This window comes from Chelatococcus asaccharovorans (assembly GCF_003201475.1).
Taxonomy (GTDB): Bacteria; Pseudomonadota; Alphaproteobacteria; order Rhizobiales; family Beijerinckiaceae; genus Chelatococcus; species Chelatococcus asaccharovorans.
This window is the reverse complement of the sequence record NZ_QJJK01000002.1, coordinates 516144-537062: the sequence shown is the minus strand read 5'-3', so window position 1 is coordinate 537062 and position 20919 is coordinate 516144. Positions and strand designations below refer to the sequence as shown.

Genomic DNA, 20919 nt, shown 5'->3' with positions numbered 1-20919 from the left:
AGGTTGGCCAACGCGGCTAGTCGTTCGACCGGAACATCTGTACCGGCGTCCAGGTTGTTTTCAGGAAAGGCGATCGGTCCTGATCGATGATATCTGCAGCGTGAATGTTGTCGGGAACATCGTCAACGCGCAGCCTGTTCCTCTGCTGCAAGCAACGGATCGCCGACACTTCGCTGCCATGCGTCGAGCGCCCGTGAGAGCCGGTCCCGATGGGCGGCATAGGCGGGCAGGGCGGCGAGATTGATAGTCTCTCCCGGGTCCGCTGCGAGGTCGAAAAGCTGCTCCGTCTGCGAGCCGCGCGAGGGTGTATTGTCCGCCCGATAGGGCCCACGCCCCAGCGCGTCCTGATCGATGTAGCGGACCAGTTTGTAGCGGCTGTCGCGTATCATGCGCTGGCTGAAGCGATAGGCGGCTGCGAAGCTGTCGCGCCAGCCGGCTTCGGCGTCGTTCATGATCGGCAGGAGGCTACATCCCTCAGCCAACGGATCCGGCGCGCAGCCGGCGAGGTCAATGAGCGTCGCGCTGGTGTCGGCATGCCAGACGAGATGCGGCAGGCGTTGTCCATGGGGCAGGCCGGGACCGGCGATGATCAGCGGGATATGGAGGCTGTGCTCATAGAGGTTCTGCTTGCCCATCAGCCCGTGTTGGCCAAGTGCCAGGCCGTGATCCGCCGTGTAGACGACAATGGTGTTGCCCTCATCGCCGTTGTCGCCAAGGGCCTTCAGGATGTCGCCCACCGCCGCGTCAAGATGAGCGATCATGCCGTAGTAATCGGCGATATGTTGCCGCACCGCGTCGGGCGGGCGGGGAAAGGCCTCAAGCAATTCGTCCCTGACCAGCATTTCGCCGTTGTCGAAGGGATGGATGGGCAGAAAATTCGCGGGCAGTGAGACGGAGTCGCCTGTCCGCGCATAGGCGTCCGGCGGCGTTCGCGGATCATGCGGCGCGGTGAACGCGACATAGAGACAGTAGGGCTGGTCGGGCGAGCGCTTGCGCAGGAAATCCAGGGCCGAGTCCCGGAAGAGGTCGGTTGACAGCCCCCCCTCGAAATAGATGTCCGCATCGGGAAATTGTCCTGCGGGGTCGTGGCGGCGCAGGGGCACACGATCATGGTCGCTCATGCCGCCGAACATCAGCCGGTCGCCCGATGTGAACGAGCGCGCGAAGGCCTCCTTGTCATTATGCCATTTGCCGATCGCATGGGTCACGTAGCCCTGCGCACGCAAGCGCTCGGGGAAGGTCTCCAACGAAGCCGGGATTGCGAAGGCTGATGCCTCATAGTCATCACCGGTGGGATCGACCGCCGATGCAAAGATATTGCGCCCGGTCAGGAACGAGGCCCGGCTCGGCACGCAGACGGCCGGATGCATGCCGCCCTGGCAGTGGGCTCCGTCAAAGGCGACACCACGGCGCGCGAGAGCGTCGAGATTGGGTGTCTCGACCTCGCTGTTGCCGTTGCAGCCCAGCGACTCATAACGATGGTCGTCGGCGATGAGGACGACGATATTGGGCGCGCGACGGTTCATCTGGAAGATCTCTTCAATGCGATCGGGATTTGATCAGACGGACAGCGGCTATTTCACGGCACCCGCTGTCAGCCCGGAACTCAGCCGTGCCTGCAGCGGCAGAAAGAGCAGGAGCGTCGGAATGGTGGTGACGACCGAGGCGGCCATCACCGCCCCCCAGTCGGCGCGATCGTCGCCAAAAAGCTGGTAGAGCCCGATGGGCAGGGTCTGCACCGCGGGCTTGGTCAGAAAGGCGAGCGCGAAGAGATATTCCGTCCAGCACAGCATGAAGGCATAGGTCGCCGTCGAGACGATACCCGGCATGAGAACCGGAAAGACGATCCGCCAGACGACCTGATAGCGGGATGCGCCGTCGATGAGTGCCGCTTCGTCGAGTTCCCGCGGGACCGTCGCGAGATAGCCGGTCAACATATAGACCGAGAACGGGATGCTGATCGCCGTGTAGCAGAAGATCATGCCCGTATAGCTGTTCGTAAAGCCGGCCTGGGTCAGCAGGATGAACAGCGGATTGACCAGGACGATCCACGGGAACATCTGTCCGAAGAGGACGCTGCCGAAGATCAGCCCCTTGCCGCGGAAGCGGAAGCGCGAGAACACATAGGCCGCATTGACCGAAACCAGGGTCGACAGGGCTGTGGCTGCGACGCAGATCACGAGGCTGTTCACGAGGAAGCGGCCAAATCCGCCCGTGAACAAGGTGATGTAGTTGGCCCAGGTAAAGGCGGTGGCACTCGCCAGCAATCCGCCCTGCGTCTTGAATGAACCGAGCAGGATAAAGACCATCGGGTAGACGAGGGCGAAGAGGATCGCCAGGAGGCCGGCGAGGATGAGGAGCGGCTCGAAGAGGCGGCCGGGGCGCCCGAACATGCGACGGTGCCAGTGGGACGTGACATCCGGATCGCGGTTCAGCGGCGCAGAGGTCAGCGTCATAGAACCTCCTCGATCTGCCGGCGGCCGATCATGCGGAAATAGAAATAGCCGAAGACGGCCATGATCAGCGCCATGACGATGCCGATGGCCGCGCCATAGCCGAGCCGGAAGTCTACGAAGGAGCGGATATAGATCTCCGTTGCCAGGACATTGGTGAAGGTCCCGGGGCCGGCGCCCGTCGCGAGCCAGACGTAGACGAAGTTGTTGAAGGTCCAGAATACGGACGTCAGGCCGAGGACGACGATCGTCGGCTTCAGGAAGGGCAGGGTGATATGCCAGAACTTGGCCGAGCGGGTTGCCCCGTCAAGTTCGGCGGCCTCATAGAGGTCAGCCGGAACGGCCTGCAGCGAGGCGAGCAGCGACAGGGCGATGAGCGGCACCGTGTTCCAGACAACGATGGCGATGACGGAAGGCCAGACCGTCCTGAGGTCGGCCAGAAAAGCGATCGGCGTGTCGATGAGGCCGAGGGCGAGGAGGACGGAGTTCAAGGCCCCGTTGGGCGCCTCGAGCAGCCAGCGCCAGATGATGATCGCGACGACCGGCGGCGTCGCCCAGGGCACGAGGATCGCGATCCGCGCGAGCGTCGCGAGCCGGAGATGGCGCACGAGCGGCGTGTTGACGATGAGGGCGATGGCGAGGCCCAGCAGAAGGCGCACCGCAACCGAAATCGCGGTGAGCCAGATGAAGGTATTCATCATGAGACGCCCGGTTTCGGGGCTCGTGATGAATTCCTCGTAGTTGGCAAGACCGATCCACTGTCCGCCGACCCGCAGACGTAGCAAGGTCAGGTCCGTGAAGCTGACCCGCAGGTTCTCCACCATCGGCCAGAGATAGAACAAGGCCAGGATGATGAGCGCCGGGCCCAGCATCACGGTGATGAACAGGCGGTCACCCCGCATGGCGTCATGCTCCTGCCTCGAGGCTCAGCGGCCCGCGTTCAACTTGCCGATTTGGGTAAGGAGATCGCCTGCCGCGGCATCCACCGACGTCTGACCCGACAAGGCGGCACCGAAGGCGCGGCCCGTCAGGTTCCACATGGACCCCATGGCGTAGGGCCCTTCCGCATAGGGCCCCCAGGTGCGGGCATGGGTGAGCTGCTCGGCAAAGCCTTTCAGCTCCGGACCGAAGTCGACGCTTTGCAGCAGGCTGCGCTGTGCCGGAAACTGGGACTTGTAGGCGCCGGTGAAGATGGAGGGATCGTTCAGGAACTGAACGAGCTTCCAGGCTTCTTCGGGATGCTTGGAGGTGGCGCTGATCCCCAGCATGCGGCCGCCCAGATGCGAGGTCCCCACGGTCGTTCCTTTCGGCACGGGGCCGGACTTGAACGGGGCGGCCTTGCCGGGGTTCGCCGCGGTATAGGCGTTGATGGCCTCGCGGAATGAAGCGGGCGGCATGATGCCGATCGCGATGGTGCCGTCCGCGAGGCCGCGGATGATCACGGGGTCCGCCCAGTCGCTCACGCCGAGCATTGACTTGGGCGTGTCGCCGTTGTCGAGATAGCTCTTGAAGTAATTCATGGTGCCGACGACGTCGGCCTTGTCGACGCCGACCGAGAACGTCTTGTCCTTCTCGACGATCAATGCCTTGCCATTGGACCACCAGTTGTAGTTGGCGAGGAACCACAGGCTGCCGGAGGAGGCGCTGCCGGCGGGAAAGCCGAAGCCGGTCTTGCCCGTTTTCGCATGGACGTCGCGGCTGGCCTGGCGCAGGTCGTCCCAGGTCGTGGGCAGGGTCTTGACGCCGGCCTGATCGAGAAGATCCGTGCGGTAGACCATGGCCCAGGTGTCGGTGGTCCAGGGCAGGGCATAGACCTTGCCATTCTTGCCCGTCGCCAGGTCCATGGCGATGAAATCACTGAGGCCCTTGCCGGGCGGCTTGGCCTTGATCAGCGCATCGAGCGGGGCCAGCGCGCCGGCCTCGCCCATCTCCTTGGCCCACACAAAGGCGATATGGACGACGTCGGGCGTTTCGCCGACCGCCGCTTCGCGCAGGAACTGGTCGCGGGCGTCCTTCCAGGCCATGCGCTCGAGATTGACCTTGATGCCGGGGTTGGCCTTCTCGAAGGCATCGAGCGCTGCGCGCATCTCCTTCTGCTCGGGATCGTTGAAGCGGAAGGTGAGCGTGACGGGGTCTGCGGCCTGCGCCACGCCGGGCAGCAAGGCGGCGCCGACCATTAACGCTCCTATGACACCGCGCGCGCCGATGCCAAGGCAGGCTGTAAGATGCTTGAAGATCATGAAAACCTCCCTGTCTATGAATCGCCAGAGATCCATATTTTTGTTTGAATGCTAACGTTGTCATCATGCAGGGTCAACGGACTTCAGACGATAAGAATATCTTGAGCCGCAGGGGTGGGGGATACACGACCGGGATGGGTAAACGAGTAAGGACGAACGCCGAGGGCCGGCGCAAGATGGAGGATGTCGCACGGCTGACGGGCGTATCGCTGTCGACGGTCTCGCGGGTGATCCGCGAGCCCCATCGCGTGGCCGAGCCGACGCGTCTCAAGGTCGAGACGGCGATTGCTTCGACCGGCTATGTGCCGAATCTCGTCGCGTCCAGCCTCAAATCCGAACGGTCGCGCCTTGTCGCCTGCGTTGTCCCGAGCGTCGAGCACTCCTTCATCGCGGATGTCGTGCGCGGCGCGTCCGAGGTGCTGCGCCCGCAGGGCTTCCAGCTGATGCTGGCGACGAGCGATTTCCGGCCGGAGGAGGAGGAGGATGTCGTCCACGCCTTTCTGTCGCGCCGGCCGGACGCGATCATACTGACCGGGCTGACGCATACCGACCGGACGCGGGCCATGCTGGGTGCGGCCGGCATTCCCGTCGTCGAGGTCGGCAATCTCAGCGATCAGCCCATAGATATGGTTGTCGGTTTCTCCAACAGGGAAGCGCAGAAGCAACTTACAACGGCGATGATCGACGCCGGCCGCCGCCATATCGGCTATCTCCTGCACGACGGCTCCGCCCAGAACGAGCGCAGCCGCGACCGTTACAACGGCTATCGCGCTGCGCTCACGGAGCGTGGCATCGCCTGTGATGACCGGCTGACGACAGAAGTGGAATTCAGCTATCGCGGGGGCGCTGTGGGCTTGGGGCAGCTTCTGGCGCAGGGGCGTCCGATCGATGCCTTGTGCTGCTCGAACGATATCATCGCGCTCGGTGCGCTCTATGAGCTGCAGCGTCGCGGCATCGCGGTTCCGGATACCATCGCGATCGCCGGTTTCGACGATCATGAGGCTTCGTCCCAATGCGTCCCACCGCTCAGCACGGTGCGCATTCCGCGGCTTCTCATGGGGCGAGAGGCCGGCCGGCTGATCGAGCAGACGCTGGCAGGCGAGCCGCCTACCAGCAAGATTGTCGATGTCGGGTTCGCCCTGCAGATCCGGCAAACCTTCTAGGGCATTTTCGCGTTTCTCCGAATCGCGAAAATGCTCCATGTTTTTGTTTTAGCGCATTTTCTTCACGCGAACCGGTGTCCACTTCGCTCGAAAATGCTCTAGGGCGAGGCTGTCGGTTGCGGGCTGCCCTAGTTCCGTGTCTCCAGGAAGCGCTCCATCGCCTCGGCCGCTTTCAGGAGATCGGGCAGATAGCGATCGATGATCGTCGGGCCGTCGTAGGTCAGGGTGGCGCTGGTCGAGAGCCCGTAGCGCACGCGCCCGCCGACACGGATCGGAACCGCGAGCGAGGCCATGCCGAGCGCGGTCTCCTGACAGGTGTAGATCCAACCCTGCCGGCGCGCCTCCTCCATCTGGGTCTTGAGCCGAGGCCGATCGGCGACCGTGAACGGGGTGACCGCCGCAAGCGGCTTCGTCCCGTCATAAAGCGCCTCGAACTCCTCCGGCGGGAGATCGCCGAGGAGAAGTTTCCCGGAGGAGGAGGCATGCGCGGGAAAGCGCGTTCCGACCGACATGTAGTCGCGCTGCAGACGCTTTGCCGTCGCGCGTGCAATGCAGACGACCTCGCGCCCGTCGCGCGTCATTACCGAGCAGCTCTCGTCGAGCCGGTCCGACAGTTCGGCAAGACGCGGCTGGATCAGGCTGAAGGCCGGTAGCGAGGCAAGATAGGAATAGCCGAGCTGGAGCGTGCGGGCCGAAAGGTGAAAGCGTCGGTCTCTCTCGTCGTAGGTCATATAGCCGAGCTTCGAGAGCGTCACCAGCACGCGCCGCGTGGAACCGGGACTGAGCCCCACTTTCTGGGCCACGGCGCTCAAGGTCATGGACGGCGCATCCGGTCCGAACGCTTCTATGACGGCTAGGCCCTTCGCCAAGGACTTGATGAAATCGGGATCTTCGCCTTCGGACATATGCTTCGACACACCCAACCTCATTCAGTCGCGACAGCGATTTTCATCCGAAAGCATGGAACGCCCGTCAAGATACAAGTGAAGGCCTCGCAACGTCGAGACTGTCATTATCGAGCGCCGTTCTCCAGCGCAAAGGCGAGGTCCCGGCCGGCTCGGGTGGCAAGTCCCAGCGGCTTGGGGTGCCTGAATAGCACACGATCGGCAGAGGATGTTCGACGGCGCCGAACGGCGTTGCGGTGACGGTCAGTTCGTCCGGGCGCGGCACGGGCAGCTCGCTGACGCCTTGCGGGCCATCCGGCCACTGCGCTGCGGGCAGGCGGCCGAGATCCTGCAGCCACATCGAGCAGGCGGTGAGCGACACCTTGACGTGGTAGCTGCCTCCGACGCGCGCGCGCTTCAGCAGTGCGCTGGTCACGCCTGCGGCGGCGAGATAGCCGGCGAGATAGTCGTTGAGCGTGAAGGTCGGCGCCATAAGCGGTGCTGTGAGCGAGCCTTCACCGGCGACAAGCCCGCTGACGACCTGGCCGAGGGGGTCGTAGCCGGCCCGCGTCGCCCAAGGCCCATCATAGCCGTAGCAACTGACGGAGACGTAGATGAGGCCCGGCTGCAGGTCCGCAAGCGCCTCCGGCGACAGCCCCCGCGCGTCGAGCGAGCCGGGCCGCCACGAATGGGCGAAGACGTCCGCGCCGGCAATGAGACTGCGGAGGCTTTCGGTATCGCCCGCGCGGTTGAGATCGACGAAGGCCGACCGCTTGCCGAAGCCGGTGTCGATCTGGATATGCGGGGGATCGGGCTGGTAGGGTGCCGAGACGTGCAGCACCTCCGCGCCCTGCTCGGCGAGCTGCCGCGAGGTGACGGGCCCCGCGAGTACATGGCCCATGTCGACCACCCGGATGCCCGAGAGCGGGCGCTCGGCCGGCGGGAGCGGCACAGGCGGCCCATCGCCGATCCGTTCGATCTCGACGGGGACGCGGGGCGCGAGGTGCCGGCCCTGGGGGCTTGCGAGCCATTCGTCGCGCGTGCGGACCATCGCGCCGATCACCTTGGCGTCGGCCATTGCATCTTCGAGCTCCTCGGCCTTCCAGCGGCCGATCGCCTTCTCCAGGGATGCCGTGGCGGGGGAGCAATCGAGAAAGGCGAGCAGGCGGCTGAAATGCTCGTGGTAGAAGGCATGCCGCAGCACATACATGAGACGCCCATCGGCGGTCTCGAAGAAGACCTTGTCCTCCGAGGCCGGGCGCATCAGCTGCAGCTTGTGGCCGTCGCGCTTGACATAGGAGAGCGTTCTCAGCCCGGGCACGGCGGCACGTCGCAGATCGATACTGATCGATTGGTGATCTCCGCCCCGCGCCATCCAGATCCCGCGAACGCCGATCGCATGGGCGGCGAGCGCCACGGCGCTGGCGAGCCCCGGCCGATAGCGGCTCGGCAGGACGGGATCGGCACCGTGGATCGCCACGGCTCCTTCGGCATCGCCCAAGGGAAGATCAAGGCGCTCCAGCAATTGGGCCAGCACGTCGCGCGCCAAAGTTTGCATGGCCAAAGTCATCCTCCGCTATGCGGATAATTATCCTCTATCCGAAATAATGCGTAGCTGGTGTCGGAGCGACCTGTCAATCCGGCTCGCGCAACCGCCCAAAAAACTCAGGCGGGAAGCTTGACACTCCCCCTCAACCGGCGCAGTCTTCGAATAACGGAAAGATTTTCGCTATACGGAAACACGGGAGGAGCGCCAAATGTTCATGAGACTGGTTGGCCTGTCGCTGGCCATCGGGATGGGATCTGCTGCCCAGGTCCAAGAGGCTGCCCAGGCCCAGGAGGCCTATCCCAACAGGGCGATCCATGTGATCGTGCCGCTGCCCGCAGGCTCGGCGGCCGATGGCGTGGCCCGGATCGTCATGCCCGCGGCCGAGAAATTGCTGGGCCAGCCGATCATCATCGAGAACGAGGGAGGGGCGGCCTCCATACCCGGCACGGCACGCGCCGCCAAGGCGAAGCCCGATGGCTACACCTTTCTGTTCGGCACGGTCGCGACACAGGCTTCGAACCCGAACATTTTCAACAAGTTGCCCTACGATCCGTCCAAGGACTTCACGGCTGTCGCGCGGGTCGCCGGCCAGAGCCTCGTGATGGCGGTGCCGAAAGTGAGCGGCGTCAAAACAATCGATGAATTCGTTGCCAAGGCGAAGAAGTCCGGGAACATGAGCTACGCATCGGCCGGCATCGGCACCTCGGCTCATCTTTCCGCGGAGTTGCTCAAACTTCGCACGGGGATTCCGCTGCGCCACATCCCCTATCAGGGCGGTTCGCAATCGGTCCTCGATCTGATGCGGGGCGAAACGGACGCCATGTTCTACTCGCTCGCCCAGTTCCAGCCCGGCCTGCAGTCGGGAGAACTGATCCTGCTCGGCAACGCCGGCGAGACGCGCACCAAGTTCAAGTCCGACCTGCCGACTTTGCGCGAGCTTGGCTACGACGTCGTGATCAATTCCTGGTACGGCCTCTACGCGCCGACGGGTACGCCCTCGGAAGCGATTGAAAAGATGGCCGCCGCCGTCAACAAGGCGCTCACCGAGCCGGCCGTGATCGAGGCGCTCGAAAAGACCGGCACTGAGGTCTATGCGAGCGCGTCGCCGGCCGAATTTCAGAAGTTCACCGATGCCGAGCGTAAGCGCTATGGCGAGCTCATCGCCGCGGCGGGCATTCCGAAGAAATAATTCGACAACAACCGCCGCGCGCATCTCCCGACTTCCGCAGATGCTGCGGCGCGCGCCTCCAGGCGCTACCCGTCTTGCCGCGGGCTTGCCCCGGCAGAGAAGCCACTCTCACCTTCCGGAGCGTTTCAATGCCCCACCCCGGCGCAGAAGCCGTGATTGCCGGCCTCGGCGAGCCGCCTGTCGGACGCCTCACCGGCTCCAATCCGACGGAGCTGCATGTGGAAGCAGCGATGCTTGCAATCGAGGATTCCGGCATCGACAAGCACGATATCGATGGATTGATGACGTCAGGAACCTTCCTGAACGACAATATTCGTCATCACATGATCATCGGTGAACATCTTGGACTGCACTGCAAGACCTTTTGCGATACCTTGCGGACCGGCGGGCAGTCCTATCTCAACGGCGTGCAGATCGCGAAATGGGCCGTTGAGACTGGCCAATGCAAGGCTGTTCTGCTCCTGCGCGGCGACAATATTCTGACCGGCGTTCCGAAGGGTACCGGGCTCAAGGCTTATATCGACTATGGCGCGCATCCCCTGGAGTTCGAAGTCCCCTTCGGTATCACCGTACCGGGCGTCTACGCCATGGTGGCGCAGCGCCATATGCATGAATTCGGCACGACCTCCGAGCAACTCGCCGCCATCGCGGTCGCCTGCCGCAAGCACGCGTCCATGAACCCCAAGGCGTTCAAGCGCGAGCCGATCACCATTGCGGATGTGCTGGAATCGCCCATGGTCAGTACGCCGCTGCGCCTTCTCGATTGCAGCCCGATCTGCGACGGCGCAGGTGCGCTCCTGATCACCTCGCTCGAGCGGGCGCGCGACCTCAAGACGAAGCCGGTGCGTATCCTGGGCACCGGCCAGGCGCAATCCTACTACCACCTCGCCCATCTCGCGCGGGCGACCGGCGCACGCGCCGAGGACAAGGCGCGCTTCGGCCTGACGCGGACCGTTCAGTCGGTGGCGGCCGAACAGGCTTTCGGCCGCGCCGGCGTCAAGCCGAGCGACATCGACGTCGCCGAGCTCTACGATTCCTTCACGATTACAGTGCTGCTGCAGCTCGAGGACCTCGGCTATTGCGCCAAGGGCGAGGGCGGCGCCTTCGCGGCCGGCGGGCGGCTCGAACTCGGCGGGGAGCTGCCGGTGAATACGCACGGCGGACTGCTCTCCTTCGGCTCGAGCGGCGGCATCAATCATATCATCGAGGCGGCGCGACAGATGCGCGGAGAAGGTGGCGAGCGCCAGGTACCCAATGCGCAGCTCGCTTTGGCGACCAATGTCAGCGCGGTCGCGTCCAACCATTCCATCGCCATTCTCGGCCGCGACTGAGGGGTTTGCCATGTCTCGCTCACTGCCTGTTCCCTCCAAGATCTCGCAGCCCTTCTGGGATTCCTGCAAAGCCGAGCGCATGCAGCTCCAGCGGTGCGACGATTGCGGCACCTACGCTTACTACCCCGTTTACGTCTGCCCTGAATGCGCCTCGCGCGCCCTGACCTGGACGAAGGTCAGTGGCGCGGGGACCATCCACACATTCACGGTCGCGGCCCGTTCGAGCTTCGACATCGCGGGGCCGCTGGTGGTCGCCCTCGTCGAGCTCGACGAAGGCGCGATGATGGTCAGCAATATCATCACCAATGCGCCGGAGAGCGTGCATATCGGGATGCCCGTGCGCGTTCGATACGAGAAGGCGTCGGACGACATCACCTTGCCGTTGTTCGAGCCCTCATGAATTCGCGCCCGCATGAATTGGCGCAGCTCCGGGCAACCGGCGCCCCGCAAGGATCCAAAAAAGATGAGACTGGCAACCATTGCAACCGAGGCCGGCCCGCGACCGGCCGCCGTCGTCGGCGAGCGCGTGCTCGACATCGCGGCGGATTGGCACGCTGATAGCCCGCCTCCGCACTCCGTGCTGGACGTCATCGCTCGCGGACAGCCCGCTTTGGCGCTTCTGCAGCAACAGATCGAGAGGGCGGACGCGGGCGCCTGGCAGCCGCTCGACAATGTCCGCCTGCTGGCACCCATTCCCCGCCCCGCGAAGAACGTGGTCTGCGTCGGACGCAACTACAAGCTCCATGTGGAGGAGGGCGCGCGCGCCCGCGGCGTGCCTGTCGACTACCCCAAGGTTCCCGAGTTTTTCACCAAGCCGCCGACGGCTGTGATCGGCACCGGAGCCGACATCGAGCTGCCCGGCATAACGGCCAAGCTCGACTACGAGGTCGAACTCGCCTTTGTCGTCGGGCGCACGGCCCGCAACATCCGCGCCGAGGACGCGCTCGATCATATCTTCGGCGTCACCGTTCTCAACGACGTGACGGCGCGTGATCTGCAGCGCAGCCACGGCCAATGGTTCAAGGGCAAGGGGCTTGATACGTCCTGTCCGATCGGACCGTGGATCGTCACCACGGACGAGTTCGACCTTCGGGCGGGCCATCGCCTCTGGCTGACCGTCAACGGCGAGCTGCGCCAGGACTCTGTCACGTCCGACATGATCTTCGACTGCGCACGCATCCTCGAAAGTCTCTCGGCCGGGATGACCGTCGAGGCCGGCGACATCATCACGACGGGCACGCCGTCCGGTGTCGGCCTCGGGCTCGACCCGCAGATCTGGCTGAAGGACGGCGACGTCATCGAGGCCGGCATCGACGGGATCGGGCATATCACAAACAGGGTTCGAGCCGTCTGGGGCGCAAGCGCCGCTCGGCTGCCTGCCACAGCACAGGAAACGTGAGTATGGTCTCTTCCAATACGATCGACGGTTCGGGCGCGCTGAAGAAAGGTGCGCTCAACGGCATCCGCGTGGTCGATGTCTCGCGTGCGCTCGCCGGACCCTTCACCACGATGCTGATGGGCGATCTGGGTGCCGACGTCATCAAGCTTGAAATGCCCGGCACGGGTGACGAATCGCGCTATTGGGGGCCTCCCTTCGCCACCTACATGTCGTCGAACCGCAACAAGCGTTCGGCGGAAGTCGACCTGCATACCGACGAGGGCCGAAACATCTGCCTCGACCTCATTCGCAATGCCGATGTGCTTGTCGAGAACTTCCGCCCGGGGACGATGAGGCGTTTCAAGCTCGACTACGAGACGGTTGCGAAGATCAAGCCCGACCTGATCTATTGCTCGATCAGCGCCTACGGGCAGACGGGCCCCATGTCGCACCGCCCGGGCATCGACCTGATGGTCCAGGCCGTCAGCGGACTGATGTCGCAGACGGGCGAGCCGGACGGCCGCGCCATGAAGGCGGGCGGTCCGATCGCCGATATTGTCGGCGGATTTTCGGCCGTGGTCTCGATCATGGCGTCGCTGATGGAGCGCCGCGAGACGGGACGCGGGCGCTATATCGACATCGCGATGCTGGATGCCTTGATGATGGTGCTCAATCAGCAGATCGTGACCTATACGGCGACCGGCAAACCCTATGCCCGCGTCGGCAACGCCCATCCGCTGATGGCGCCTTACGAGAGCTTCCCGGCGTCCGACCGCGAATTCGTCATGGCCGTGACCAACGAGAAGGCCTGGAAGGCCTTCATCTCCATTCCGGAATTCGCGCATCTCGACGAAGTCCCGGAGTTCAAGGCGCAGGTCGACCGCAATATCAACCGGGTGAAGATGCTTGAAGAGATCTATCGCGTCTTCAGGGCAAAGCCGGCTGAATACTGGCTTGCGGAACTCGACAAGCGCGGCATTCCGTCAGAGCCCATCCTGACCTTGCCGGAGGTCGTGTCGCACCCGCATATCAAGGAACGCGGCTCGCTCATGGAGATCGAATATCCGCCGGGTTCCGGGACACGCGTCGTCATTCCGGGCATGCCATGGCGGGATGTCGCAGCCCCCCGAATCCAGCGGGACCCGCCCGGTCTCGGCCAGCACACCCGCGAAGTGCTTGAAGAACTCTACGGGCCGGGCGGCATAAAGGCCGCCGGCTAAAGCATCTTTCGATGCGAAATGGGGCCCGTTCCGCGCGATGACATGCAGCGAAACAGGCCTTGAGTGATCCGTGCGAAATACCGTTCATGGCATGGGCGCAGATTGCGTGAGCGCGATCATTAAAAAAACGGCAAGTGCCGGGTACGGAGGAGATCATGACGTGGAACAGGGCGGACGTCGCCGCGGGGCTGATCTTTCTGGGCATCGGAAGTGTTCTGGCCGCCTATGCGCTGGCGACGCTGGAGATCGGCTCGGCCGCCGCGATGGGGCCGGGGTTCTTTCCGCTCGCGCTTTGCGTCATCCTCGTCGTGCTGGGGGCCGGCATCCTCTTCGGTGCCCGCAATGACGAGGCCGAGCCGGCCGCGCCGGTCAACTGGCGCGCGGTGATCTTCGTCATGGCGGCGCCGATCGCTTTCGGGATGACGCTGCGCAGCCTCGGCCTCGTGCCCTCGCTCGTCATCGCCATGACGCTCGCTGTCACGGCGAGCCGCACCATCGGCTTGTTGAAAGGCGCTGCGATCGTCGCCGGCATGACGGCCTTCTGCGTGGCCGTCTTCTATTACGGATTGCGCGTGCCGGTGGAGCTCGTGAATTCCGGCCTCTTCTCCTGAAAGGCAGGCGATATGGGTATCCTGGACGGTATTCTGCTTGGCTTCTCCCAAGCCGCGACCCCAACGGCGCTCCTGTTCTGCCTCATCGGCGTCCTCCTCGGCACGCTGATTGGCGTGCTGCCCGGTATCGGACCGAGCGCGACCATCGCCATGCTCCTGCCGATCACCCTCGGGCTCGACCCGCTGACCGCGCTCATCATGCTCGCCGGCATCTATTACGGTGCCCAGTATGGCGGGTCGATCACGGCGATCCTCGTCAACCTGCCGGGGGAGCCCTCGACGGCGGTCACCGCCATCGACGGCTATCAGATGGCGCGCCAGGGTCGTGCCGGCTCAGCCCTCGCCATCTCTGCGATAGGCTCTTTCGTCGCCGGCACGATCGCCACCGTTGTCCTGGCGGTTGCATCGCCCGCGCTGAGCCAGGTGGCGCTCAAATTCGGAGCTCCCGAGTATTTCGCGCTGACCCTGCTCGGCATCGTCCTCGTCGTGGTGCTGTCGCGCGGCTCTCTCCTCAAGGGGCTGGCGATGGCTACCTTCGGCCTGCTGCTCGGCCAGGTCGGCACGGACGTCTTCACCTCCGATACGCGCTTCACCTTCGGGCTCGACGACTTGCGCAGCGGCGTCAGCTTCATCGCCGTGTCCGTGGGCGTCTTCGGCATCGCCGAGATCCTGCGTAACCTGGAACAGGATTCCACCATCCCGCGCGCACTGCACAAGATCAATCGTCTCATGCCGACGCGCGAGGACTTCCGCCGCAGTGTCGGGCCGATCCTGCGCGGCACGTTTCTCGGCTCACTGCTCGGCGTCCTGCCGGGCGGCGGGGCTTTCCTGTCGTCATTCGCGTCCTATGCGGTGGAAAAGCGGTTCTCGCGGCATCCCGAAGAGTTCGGCAAGGGCGCGATCGAAGGCGTCGCGGGGCCCGAGAGTGCGAACAACGCCGGTGCGCAGACCTCGTTCATCCCCATGCTGACCCTTGGCGTACCCTCCAACGCCGTGATGGCGCTGATGATCGGTGCGATGGTCGTGCAGGGCATCCAGCCGGGGCCGCGCGTCATCGTCACCCAGCCCGAGCTGTTCTGGGGGCTGGTCGCTTCCATGTGGATCGGCAATGCCATGCTGGTAGTGCTGAACCTGCCGCTCGTCGGAGCCTGGGTGAGCATGCTCCGCATCCCCTACGGCATCCTCTTCCCCGGGATCCTGGCTTTTTCCTGCATCGGCACCTTCAGCGCCAACGGCAGCACAATGGAGCTCTATATTCTCGCCGCTGCGGGTCTCGCCGGCTATATCTTCACGCGCATCGGCTGCGATGCTGCGCCGTTTCTTCTCGGCTTCGTCTTGGGCCCTATGGTTGAGGAGCATTTCCGGCGGGCGATGCTCATTTCCGAGGGAAACCTCGGCGTATTCTTCGAACGGCCGATCAGCGCGGTGCTCATGCTGTCGGTCGTCGTGCTCGCCCTGCTCACCTTCGTGCCCTCGCTCCTGAGCACCCGCAAGGTCGTCTTCAGCAACGCCGATGATTAGGCTGGGATCATGCGCCCGATAACACTGACGTTCGACAACGGTCCCGATCCCGAGGTAACCCCAGGCGTGCTGGATACGCTCGGCCGGCACGGCATCCGGACGACATTCTTCGTCGTCGGCAATCGCCTGGCCAGCGCGCGCGCCGTCAGCGCGCGCGCTCATGATGAGGGGCACTGGATCGGCAACCACACCTGGAGCCATTCCCTGCCCTTCCGCGAGAGGAGCGACGACGCCTTCGTGCGCGCGGAGATCGACGATACGCAGGCGGTCATCGGTGATCTCGCCCATCCGGACCGGCTCTTCCGGCCCTACGGCGGGCAGGGGCGTCTCGACGGTGCGCTCACCACAAATGCGGCTGCGCATCTCGAGAAGGGCGGCTTCACCTGCGTCCTCTGGAATGCAGTGCCCGGCGACTTCAAGGATTACGACGGCTGGCCCGCCACCGCACTCGCGCAGGTCGAACCGCTCGCCTGGCCGCTGGTCGTCCTGCATGATGTCCACGCCGCCGCCATGCGCCATCTCGACCGCTTCCTCGGCACGCTGAAGGATCGCGGCTTTGCCTTCGAACAGGCCTTTCCACCGGATTGTGTCGCCATCGCGCGCGGGCGCGCCACCGAGGTCCTCGCGACCGGCGTCGTCTCCGACGGAGGTTGATCCGACGAGAGCAGATCCGACCAGACTCGATCCGGTTTGCACGGATTGGCCTGATACGGGCGAAGTCTGCGGATATTTTCGTCAAACCTTGACGTGGGCAGGTTCCACGACCGCTGGACTTGCCTTCACGCGGCGTGGCCTTCGGGAGGAACCGGGGATGGCGGGCAACAGGTTGCAGATCGCGGTGATCCCCGGCGACGGCATCGCCGCGGCGGTCGCCAGACGCCGCGACCGATCCGCATGTGCGCCCGAACGGCTTTTATCCGTGCGGCCTTTCTCCGTGACGATGACGAAGCGTGACCGCACGGCCGCTCCCGTGTCAGCGAACTGACGGTGCGGGTTGGGCCTCAAGCCGCGCGCGCAGCGCGTCGAGGTCGGCACCGACGCGTTCGAGGTCCATGACGTCGAAACCGTCAGCATGGGCGAAGCCCTCTGCTGCAAGCAACGCCTGTAGCCGGCCCGTACAATGCGCGCGCGTCCCCTCCACGACGAGGCCGCTTTTCTGCTCGAAGGCTGCATTCCAGGCGATGGCCTCCGCTGCACGAAGGCCTTCCGGAAGGTCGAGGGACAACCGGCGGCCGGACAGGCGAACCGGATAGCCGCCGGGAAGCCCGTTCGGCCCCGGCGCGTGGCCGTGCCATTCGCGGTCGGCGAGATAGGCCTGCATCAAGGTGACGCCGCTTGCGCCGGATATCTCGATTGCCGGTTCGCGGGTGAGCTTCAGCGCCGCGAACCGCGCGTATACGTCGGGCAGTTCCTCTCCGTCGATCCAGACCCGTGGCGGCACGCCTCCACGCTCCGTCGCGGGCTGCCGCCACGCCGAGAGCTGCTGGTAATGCGCAAGCACGCGTACAGTCTGCCGCGGATCCGCCAATGTGCCGTTGAAGGCATTGGAGAGGATGGCCACATTACCGGTTCCGCAGAGGACCTCGATGCCGCGTGCCTCGAGCATCGCGTTCACGACATCCGGAAAGCAGCAGTTGATCAATGCGCAGGCGACGCCGGCGGCCTGGATGGCCTCGCCGACCTTCAGCGAGAGCATGGATTGGGCGACCGCGGTGACACTCAGCCCGCCTGCGGCAACCAACGCAGACCAGGCGTTACCCTGCTCGCCGATCACGGCCGAGGGCTGCGAGGAGGCCGTCTGAACGGCAAGCCGAGGCTGACACTGCGCGAGAAGCCTGGTGACTTCTGTGCTGTCTGTGACGTCGCGCTTCGCGCCCGCGAAGCGTGACGGGCTGCCGAACATGGACGCGCGTGCATTCGCTGCCGTGACCAGCCAGTCGAGACGGTCGCCGTTGCGTCCAACAATGAGGGTGCGAACAGGCTCTCGCGTGGTCGCCGCAAGATCGAAGACGATACGGGCGGCGAACTGGCCGGTCCCGAATACGATGAGATCAGTGTCTTGGCTTTGCAAGCGTTCGGTCATGTCCGGCGCAATCCTTCACGTCATCGGCTAGCCAGCGGCATCGGATTGGAATGGGATAGGGTCTTGGCAACCGAGACGAGGAGAGGGACGAATTTCTCCACCGCCTCGGCAGCTGAATAGGTCAGCTTGTTGACGGCGATATTGATCGCGGCGACTGCGCGCTGACGGGGTCCGAAGATCGGTACGGCAATCGAAACGTCGTTCAGATAAATCTGGTCCTGCACGAGCGCGAAGCCTTGGTGCGTGCTCTCTTCCAGCTTGGCGATGAGCACTGGTAGCTCCGTCGTTGTATGGGGCGTGTAGGCGATGCGATTGGATTGCTCGAGGATGCGCTGCGCTTCCGTTCGGGGCAGCCCCGAGAGGATTGCGAGCCCTGGCGCAGTACAATAGGCTGGGAGATGAGTGCCGACGATGACGTCTGTCGTCAGCATGTTGCGGCTGACGAGACGATAGACGTAAACGATATCCGACCCGTCCAGCATTGTCAGGCTGACAGCTTCTTCGGTGATCTTGGAAATATTGAGCAGATAGGGCGCCGCAGCGCGGATCAGCGGATTCGAGCGCGTATAATGGGCGCCAAGCTCAAGCACACGGGGCGTTAGCTCGAAGCGGCGGCTTTCGGGATCTTTCCGCAGATAGCCAAGTTGGACAAGCGTGTGGGTGAAGCGCTGCGCGCCGCTCTTGTCGAGCCCGGTAATCGCCGCCACTTCGGTCAAGCCCAAGCTCGACTGGCCGTTCTCGAAAGCTGTGAGAATGCGCATGGCCTTCTCTACCGAGCGGACCATGAGATTGTCCTTCTCGCTCAATCTCCAACCTCTCCGATCACGAAACGCGCTCTCGTCTCTTCTTAGGCCATCTGAAGCGGGATGCGATTTTTTTATTGACAGGGCCCGTCCTCTAGGGCGCTAATTAAGATACAACGTATCACAATGCAATACGCAAGGCCCAAAATGGAAAATTTTGTCATATCTGAGCGCCGGGGAGACGTCGTCGTTTTGACATTGAGCCGTCCCGCGGTGCTGAATGCGTGGCACCGGCCTATGCGTGATGAGCTCTACGCACGTCTGGAGGAGTGCGAGGCCGACGCCACCTGCCGCGCGATCGTGCTGACGGGGGCCGGCGAGCGCGCTTTCGGTGCGGGACAGGACCTCAACGAGACCAAGTCATTCGACGAAGAGCGCGCCGAAGCTTGGATCGATGAATGGCGCCGGCTCTACCTGCGCATTCGCACGCTCTCCAAGCCACTGATCTGCGCCCTGAACGGGCTGGCGGCGGGCTCGGCCTTCCAGGTGGCCCTGTTGTGCGACATTCGCATTGGCCATGCGGGGTCCAAGATGGGCCAGCCAGAAATCAATTCCGGTATCGCGAGCTCCCTGGGGCCCTGGATCATGAAGGAGATGCTGGGGCTGTCGCGGACGACCGAGCTCGTGCTGACCGGTCGCATGATGTCGGGTGAGGAGGCCCATCAGATCGGACTGATCCATCGCCTTGTCCCTGCCGCCGAGGTCATGCCGGTCGCGCTCGAAGTCGCCCATGAGTTGGCCGCAAAGGCACCTCTTGCCATGCGGCTCGACAAGGCCAGGCTTCACGAAATGACGGTCGACGGGCTGCTCGAAGGTCTTGACGCCGGCGTCCGCATGCAGCGCGAGAGCTACGGCAGCGGCGAACCGGCGCGTCTGATGGAGGCCTTCCTGAACCGCAGCAAGAAGGCCGCGGAGCAGGCCTGATGCCGCGAGCCGAAACGTCTCCTTTCTCCAGGCTGGACGCCGTTGCGTCGGCGACCCCGGGGCGCCTCTATGCTCGCTTCGGCGAGCAGGACATCACCTGCGGCGAGCTGTCCGCCTGGGCAGATCGCATTGCGCGCGCGCTTGTCGGCGCCGGATTACGGCCTGGAGCGCATGTCGCGGTAATGATGGCGAACAGGCCGCTCTCGCTGGCGCTGATTTTCGGCATAGCGCGGGCGCGGATGGTCTGGGTGCCGGTGAACACCCGGCAGCAGGGCACTTCGCTGCGTTACATCCTCGAACATTGCGGCCCGGCGCTCGTCATCGCCGACGAGGCGCTCGTTCCGGCCATCACCGAGGCGCGGGCTGAACTGCCCGGGACGCGTATCCTCGCGCTTCGGTCGGACGGCAATCACCTCGATCTGCCGGGTGATCCGGAGACTGCCGCGCTGCCGCAGCCTCCTGTCTCGTCTGATACCTTCGCTATCATGTATACGTCCGGCACGACTGGCCAGCCGAAGGGTGTTTGCGTCACCCACCGGATGTTCGATTTTGCCGCCCGTGCGGTGTCCATGGCGGCCGACATCGGCGATGGCGCCGTTCTGTTTGTCTGGGAGCCGCTCTTCCATATCGGCGGAAGCCAATTGCTGCTGCTTCCGCTCGTCTATGATCTCCACCTGCATATGGTCCCTGGCTTCAGCGCGTCACGCTTCTGGGATCAGGTGCGCGAAAGTGCTGCCACGCATATCCATTACCTCGGGGGCATTCTGCAGATCCTGCTCCGCCAGCCTGAAAGCCCGCGCGACCGCGATCATCAGGTCCGTGTTGCCTGGGGAGGGGGCTGCGTGCGCGACGACTGGGAGGCGTTCGAGAGGCGCTTTGGCGTCGACATCCGCGAATGCTACGGCATGACGGAGGCCTCCAGCATGACGACGGTCAATGTTGGCGGCCCCGTCGGCTCGGTCGGTCGGCCGGTGCCCTGGCTGCACGTCGAGCTTCTCGATTCCGACGGGCGACCTGTACCGGCGGGCGAACGCGGTGAGATTGTCGTGTCCGAATATGAACAAGGCGCGCTTTTCGAAGGCTACCTGGACGATCCCGTCGCGACGGCCAGGGCGCTGCGTGGAGGACGGCTGTTCACGGGGGACGCGGGCAGTTTCGACGCGGCTGGGAATCTCATTTTTCATGGGCGTCTCAACGACAGCGTCCGGCACCGCGGCGAGAACATCTCGGCTTGGGAGATCGAGCATGTCGCCGTCCTGCATCCGGCCGTCGCTGAGGCGGCGATGATCGGCGTGAAGGCCGATATCGGCGAGCAGGACATAAAGCTCTTCGTCGTGCTGCGGCCCGGGCAAAGCGTGGCGGCCGCCGAGCTTTGTGCCTGGCTTGCCGAGCGGCTCGGCCGCTTCCGGACGCCGCGCTACATCGCATTCGTGGACGGCTTTCCCAAGACGCCGAGCGAACGCATTCGCAAAGGCCTCCTCCCAAGGGACGTCGCGGACAGCTGGGACCGCGAGAACCCGATGGAGCGCGCCCTCGTCCAGAGCGCCTGAGGACAACGACCGGGAGGATG

19 protein-coding genes are annotated in these 20919 nt (G+C 64.3%); 11 read left to right on the top strand and 8 right to left on the bottom strand.

What is annotated here, in order from left to right; genetic code table 11:
• Positions 1-122: 122 nt before the first annotated feature.
• The 4 genes from C7450_RS06985 to C7450_RS06970 are packed head-to-tail and all read right to left on the bottom strand — an operon-like array spanning position 123 to position 4693.
• Positions 123-1526: a sulfatase family protein gene (locus C7450_RS06985; RefSeq protein WP_110373678.1), complete on the bottom strand. Its 1404-nt coding sequence runs from the start codon at positions 1524-1526 to the stop codon at positions 123-125.
• Positions 1527-1574: 48 nt separating this feature from the next.
• Positions 1575-2456, bottom strand: a complete 882-nt coding sequence (locus tag C7450_RS06980; RefSeq protein WP_110373677.1) for a carbohydrate ABC transporter permease — start codon at positions 2454-2456, stop codon at positions 1575-1577.
• Entirely contained in the window at positions 2453-3355 is a 903-nt protein-coding gene (locus C7450_RS06975; protein WP_110373676.1) for a carbohydrate ABC transporter permease, read from the bottom strand. Before C7450_RS06975 ends, C7450_RS06980 begins: the two co-directional genes overlap by 4 nt.
• 24 nt (positions 3356-3379) lie before the next feature.
• Complete coding sequence (locus tag C7450_RS06970) at positions 3380-4693, bottom strand: ABC transporter substrate-binding protein (RefSeq protein ID WP_170147111.1); 1314 nt, start codon at positions 4691-4693, stop codon at positions 3380-3382.
• 134 nt (positions 4694-4827) lie between these two features.
• Between C7450_RS06970 and C7450_RS06965 the strand changes: the two genes are divergently transcribed.
• On the top strand, positions 4828-5856 hold the full coding sequence (locus tag C7450_RS06965) for a LacI family DNA-binding transcriptional regulator (RefSeq protein ID WP_170147110.1): 1029 nt from the start codon (positions 4828-4830) through the stop codon (positions 5854-5856).
• Positions 5857-5984: 128 nt separating this feature from the next.
• Here the strand turns inward: C7450_RS06965 and C7450_RS06960 are convergent, their stop codons facing one another.
• Entirely contained in the window at positions 5985-6773 is a 789-nt protein-coding gene (locus C7450_RS06960; protein WP_170147109.1) for an IclR family transcriptional regulator domain-containing protein, read from the bottom strand.
• 55 nt (positions 6774-6828) lie between these two features.
• Positions 6829-8298 (bottom strand): CoA transferase, encoded by a 1470-nt coding sequence (locus tag C7450_RS06955; RefSeq protein WP_170147108.1) that lies wholly within the window; start codon positions 8296-8298, stop codon positions 6829-6831.
• Positions 8299-8497: 199 nt separating this feature from the next.
• Between C7450_RS06955 and C7450_RS06950 the strand changes: the two genes are divergently transcribed.
• The 8 genes from C7450_RS06950 (at position 8498) to C7450_RS06915 (ending at position 16193) form a co-directional block, all read left to right on the top strand.
• On the top strand, positions 8498-9478 hold the full coding sequence (locus tag C7450_RS06950) for a Bug family tripartite tricarboxylate transporter substrate binding protein (protein ID WP_110373671.1): 981 nt from the start codon (positions 8498-8500) through the stop codon (positions 9476-9478).
• 128 nt (positions 9479-9606) lie between these two features.
• Complete coding sequence (locus tag C7450_RS06945) at positions 9607-10809, top strand: thiolase family protein (RefSeq protein ID WP_110373670.1); 1203 nt, start codon at positions 9607-9609, stop codon at positions 10807-10809.
• A gap of 10 nt (positions 10810-10819) precedes the next feature.
• A complete protein-coding gene (locus tag C7450_RS06940) occupies positions 10820-11209 on the top strand; it encodes a Zn-ribbon domain-containing OB-fold protein (RefSeq protein ID WP_170147107.1) in 390 nt (129 codons plus the stop codon).
• Positions 11210-11272: 63 nt separating this feature from the next.
• On the top strand, positions 11273-12208 hold the full coding sequence (locus C7450_RS06935) for a fumarylacetoacetate hydrolase family protein (protein ID WP_110373787.1): 936 nt from the start codon (positions 11273-11275) through the stop codon (positions 12206-12208).
• 2 nt (positions 12209-12210) lie between these two features.
• A complete protein-coding gene (locus C7450_RS06930) occupies positions 12211-13407 on the top strand; it encodes a CaiB/BaiF CoA transferase family protein (RefSeq protein ID WP_110373668.1) in 1197 nt (398 codons plus the stop codon).
• A gap of 155 nt (positions 13408-13562) precedes the next feature.
• Entirely contained in the window at positions 13563-14018 is a 456-nt protein-coding gene (locus tag C7450_RS06925; RefSeq protein WP_110373667.1) for a tripartite tricarboxylate transporter TctB family protein, read from the top strand.
• A 12-nt stretch (positions 14019-14030) separates the two neighbouring features.
• Complete coding sequence (locus tag C7450_RS06920; protein ID WP_110373666.1) at positions 14031-15539, top strand: tripartite tricarboxylate transporter permease; 1509 nt, start codon at positions 14031-14033, stop codon at positions 15537-15539.
• A gap of 9 nt (positions 15540-15548) precedes the next feature.
• Positions 15549-16193 (top strand): polysaccharide deacetylase family protein, encoded by a 645-nt coding sequence (locus C7450_RS06915; protein WP_110373665.1) that lies wholly within the window; start codon positions 15549-15551, stop codon positions 16191-16193.
• 319 nt (positions 16194-16512) lie between these two features.
• On the opposite strand, the gene C7450_RS06910 is transcribed toward C7450_RS06915, so the two are convergent.
• Together C7450_RS06910 and C7450_RS06905 are read right to left on the bottom strand one after the other, a co-directional pair.
• Positions 16513-17622: a hypothetical protein gene (locus C7450_RS06910; RefSeq protein ID WP_110373664.1), complete on the bottom strand. Its 1110-nt coding sequence runs from the start codon at positions 17620-17622 to the stop codon at positions 16513-16515.
• 20 nt (positions 17623-17642) lie between these two features.
• On the bottom strand, positions 17643-18407 hold the full coding sequence (locus C7450_RS06905) for an IclR family transcriptional regulator (protein WP_170147128.1): 765 nt from the start codon (positions 18405-18407) through the stop codon (positions 17643-17645).
• Positions 18408-18572: 165 nt separating this feature from the next.
• Here C7450_RS06905 and C7450_RS06900 point away from each other — a divergent pair, with 165 nt between their 5' ends.
• Both C7450_RS06900 and C7450_RS06895 read left to right on the top strand, forming a co-directional pair.
• Positions 18573-19349: an enoyl-CoA hydratase/isomerase family protein gene (locus tag C7450_RS06900; RefSeq protein WP_110373662.1), complete on the top strand. Its 777-nt coding sequence runs from the start codon at positions 18573-18575 to the stop codon at positions 19347-19349.
• Positions 19349-20899, top strand: coding sequence for an AMP-binding protein (locus tag C7450_RS06895; protein ID WP_110373661.1), 1551 nt, complete (start codon positions 19349-19351; stop codon positions 20897-20899). Before C7450_RS06900 ends, C7450_RS06895 begins: the two co-directional genes overlap by 1 nt.
• Positions 20900-20919 lie beyond the last annotated feature (20 nt).